The 1973-nt window shown below is 36.6% G+C and carries 2 protein-coding genes and 1 pseudogene; all 3 read right to left on the bottom strand.

The genetic code is table 11. The features are described 5' to 3' along the window. Positions 1 to 400, bottom strand: a pseudogene (locus tag AC1DRF_RS25005) (sodium:solute symporter family protein); the annotation flags it as partial. Beyond that, positions 400 to 597 (bottom strand): DUF3311 domain-containing protein, encoded by a 198-nt coding sequence (locus AC1DRF_RS25000; protein WP_013083119.1) that lies wholly within the window; start codon positions 595 to 597, stop codon positions 400 to 402. The pseudogene AC1DRF_RS25005 and the gene AC1DRF_RS25000, both read right to left, overlap by 1 nt. A gap of 292 nt (positions 598 to 889) precedes the next feature. Next, a complete protein-coding gene (locus AC1DRF_RS24995; RefSeq protein ID WP_043982424.1) occupies positions 890 to 1741 on the bottom strand; it encodes an STAS domain-containing protein in 852 nt (283 codons plus the stop codon). Positions 1742 to 1973: the final 232 nt, after the last annotated feature.

Genomic DNA, 1973 nt, shown 5'->3' with positions numbered 1-1973 from the left:
AAGGAACAATTGCCAGCACCCCTGCGCATGAAACAACGATGCCGAGAAACGGGCTGTTGTATTTTGAAACAAAAAAATCTGGCTGAGACATAAGCTTATGTTGCTTCGCATATCGCCATATTTGCGGGCCAATCCAATACCCTAACACGTAAGCTAAAGAAATATAGGCTAAAATATAAAACGCTGGCCCTCCTTTTCCATATGCCCAAGCGCTTCCTCCTAGAAACGTAAAAGTAGTATAGATTTCACCCGCCATCAAAAAGAAGACAAAAACAGTTCCAAAACCTCTGCCGCCTACGCTCCACTGTTCTAAATCCATTTTTTTGCCCCGCGTAGCTCGAATTCCAAGATAAATAGCTAAAAGTAAAAAACCAAAAATAATAATCAGAGCAGTATTCATTATTTATCTCCTCCTTTAACAGCAGGATCGAGCTTGTACACAATGCCCATAATAAAAGACGTAAGGATTACCCACATAACAATCCAAAAGAGAAAAAAAGGCATCCCTAAAATAAACGGCGTTACTTTGTTAACAAAAGGCAATAAACCTAATATTCCTACAAATGGAAGCAAGCAAAGAAGATAAATTATTTTCATAGAACTCCTCCTTAATCACACGGCTTATCAGTACTTATCTAACACTTTAACTATCTCATTATGTACTTCTCTTATTCTTCTCTTTACACCTCCATTCTTGAGCTAAACGAGACGTTTGGCATAGAAAACCGCCGTTTATTTGTTCCTTAGTATCTTCCATTTGTCCCCATGTGAAAAGGAGTTTGTAAGGCATGCTTACAAGATTTTGAATGCAGCAGAATATAGACAAACAAAAAGAAACGGAACTCAGAGTAAAGGTCTCAGTTCCGTTTCGATTTAGCATTTCTATACTTTATTCTTCTTTTTTCTTTACACCAAGCGAAGAGAGAGCTTGTTTTAAATGTCCAAACGTTTCAATTTTATTAAAACTAATTCCTACATTAACAGCCGTCTGAGCCATGTCAGGACTCACTCCTGACATAATCGCATGGATGCCTAGCAGCTGCAAAATGTTAATCAAATCAAAAAATTTGTGAGCAACATACGTATCTACATAATTTACACCCGATAAGTCAATGACTAGATGCCTTATATGTTTTTCTGCACACTTTTTTGGAACAACCTCGATAATAGAATCACCTTTGATTTCATCAATAAGCCCTACTAAAGGCAAGACCGCGATGTGATCTACAATTGGAATGACAGGAAAACTCGTTTCGTCGATTAGCTCTTGCTGAAGACTTATTTTTTGCCTTGTGATTTTATAATACTGTTCGGAGAATTCATTAAGGAGTTTATCAAAGGTTGTATGATAAACTTCGCTCCAAGACAGTATATCTTCTTTTGTAATAGATGAATGTATCAGACTATATGTTTTGACATACGTCCAAATAATTTTTCTTGTTTTGCTTAGCGCTTCTACTACCTCGTAAATCGGCGTATCAAATTTAATTCTGCTGTTTACTACTTCCGTCGTCCATTTCACCATACGTTGTTTAAAAATCTTTTGATCGTCAAGAAAGCCGCTCGCAATTGTTTCAATCGTATAAAGATGCTGCTCACGCAGCTTTTTCTCAACTGAAGCATCTGCGTCCTTTGAGTAAATCGATCCTTTAATATTACTTCTTTGGCGCAGCCATTCTTCACTGATAGAGGCTGAATTTTCTAAAATATATTCAAAAAGTCGTTGATTTTGTTCACTCACTACTGTTTAACCTCCGTTCACTTTCTCCTTCTGTCCACTTACTTACAAAACGCACCTTATGATAAATTCATGCTTCATATTTTTTCCTCGTCCATCTCTATCATACACGATAACCGCTTTGCATACTTATAGAGAATTAGATATAAACAAGCAGGTGTTTGATTATCTACATAGATAAACTGCCGTGTATAATGCAGCTATCATTTATTTTCACATGAAAGGATGTTAATTG

The sequence above is a fragment of the Priestia sp. P5_B4 genome (assembly GCF_056400385.1).
Note: the sequence above shows the minus strand (reverse complement) of the source record. Positions and strands in the feature narration are given on the sequence as shown.

What these genes read in the sequence shown, in the direction of transcription:
- AC1DRF_RS25000 (WP_013083119.1), bottom strand. Translation starts at nt 597, where the DNA reads ATGAAAATAATTTATCTTCTTTGCTTGCTTCCATTTGTAGGAATATTA.